Raw genomic sequence first — 1,654 nt, 5'->3', positions numbered from 1 at the left:
TGGGCTGGGCGCTGCGCGGCACCGGGCGCCAGCTCGTGGTGGCGCCGTCGGTCGCCGACGTGGCCGGCCCCCGCATCCACGTGCGGCCCGTGGCGGGGCTGGCCCTGCTGCACCTGGAGGAGCCGAGCTTCTCCCGTACCGGGTGGCTGCTCAAGCGAGGCGTGGACCTCGCCGGTGCGGCGGTCGGCGTCGTCGTGCTGGCGCCGCTGCTGCTCGCGCTGGCGCTGCTGGTCCGCGCGACCAGCGACGGGCCGGCCTTCTACCGTCAGGAGCGCGTCGGCTACGACGGCTCGACCATCCGCATCTGGAAGCTGCGCACCATGGTCGCCGACGCCGACGCCGAGCTGCAGCAGCTGCTGCGGGCCCAGGGCGGGGCCGGGACCCCGCTGTTCAAGGTCGACGACGACCCCCGCGTGACCCCGGTGGGGCGGGTGCTGCGCGCCTACAGCCTCGACGAGCTGCCCCAGCTGTTCAACGTGCTCACGGGCCAGATGAGCCTGGTCGGGCCGCGCCCGCAGCGGGACGCGGAGGTGGCGCTGTACCGCCCGCACCAGCGCCGGCGCCTGCTCGCCAAGCCCGGCATGACGGGGCTGTGGCAGGTGAGCGGCCGCAACGAGGTCGCGTGGGAGGACGCCGCCGAGCTCGACCTGTACTACGTGGAGAACTGGACCCTCGGCCTGGACGTGGTGCTGCTGCTGCGCACGGTGCTCGTGGTGCTGCGCGGCGCCCGGGCAGGTGCGCGGTGAGGGTCCTCCACGTCACCGAGACCTACGCCAGCGGGGTCGCGAGCGCCGTCGACCGCTACGTCGCCTCCACCCCCGACCTGGAGCACCACCTGCTCTGGTCCGGGGACCGCGCGGACCGCGCGTCCGCGACCCCTTCCGGGCGCTTCGCGTCGGCGACGGCGCTGCCCTCCGGCCACCTGCGCCGCCGCGCTGCCGTGCGCGCGACGGTCCAGAGACTCGGTCCGGATGTCGTGCACGCCCACTCCTCATACGCCGGGCTGTACGTTCGGACGGCGGTGCGCGCCTCCTCCTGCCGACCGGTCGTCTACACCCCGCACTGCTGGGCCTTCGAGCGGCTCGACCTCCCCCGGGCCGCCAGGTGGGTCCTGCGTGCTGTGGAGCTCGCCCTCCTGCTGAACACGAGCGTCGTCGCCGCCTGCTCGGAGGGTGAGGCCGAGCGCTCGGCCCCCCGCGGCGTCCGGCCCCGCGTCGTCGTCGTGCCTCAGCTGGCGCCGCCGTCGACCGTCCCCGCGCAGCGACGGGCCGACCACGACGAGCCCCGGGCCGGGGCGCCCGGCGACCTCACCGTGGTGGGGGCCGGACGCATCTGCGCCCAGAAGGACCCGGCGTTCTTCGCCTCGGTGGTGTCCGCCGCCCGGTCCGCCGGGCTCACCGTCCGGGCGACGTGGATCGGCGACGGTGACCCGGCGCTGCGCCGGGTCCTGGAGGCCGCGGACGTGACCGTGACCGGGTGGCTGGGCCGCGGTGAGGTGCCCAGCGCCTTGGCCCGTCACTCGGTCTACCTCCACTGCGCCGCGTGGGAGGGCTTCCCCGTCACCCTGCTGGAGGCGCACGCGGCAGGCTGCGTGCCCCTGCTGCGAACCACGGCGAGCCAGGGCCGGCGCACGCTGCCCACCTCGTTCTCGACC

At 75.8% G+C, this 1,654-nt stretch carries 2 protein-coding genes; both read left to right on the top strand.

Annotated elements, in window-relative coordinates:
• Window positions 1-746: exopolysaccharide biosynthesis polyprenyl glycosylphosphotransferase (locus tag ACTUAL_RS09365; RefSeq protein ID WP_440899977.1), on the top strand; the 746-nt coding region annotated here is incomplete at its 5' end.
• On the top strand, window positions 743-1,654 hold a 912-nt coding region (locus ACTUAL_RS09360), incomplete at its 3' end, for a glycosyltransferase (protein ID WP_440899976.1). The genes ACTUAL_RS09365 and ACTUAL_RS09360, both read left to right, overlap by 4 nt.

The sequence above is a fragment of the Actinosynnema sp. genome, from assembly GCF_052038725.1.
This window is presented reverse-complemented; position numbering and strand designations above follow the sequence as displayed.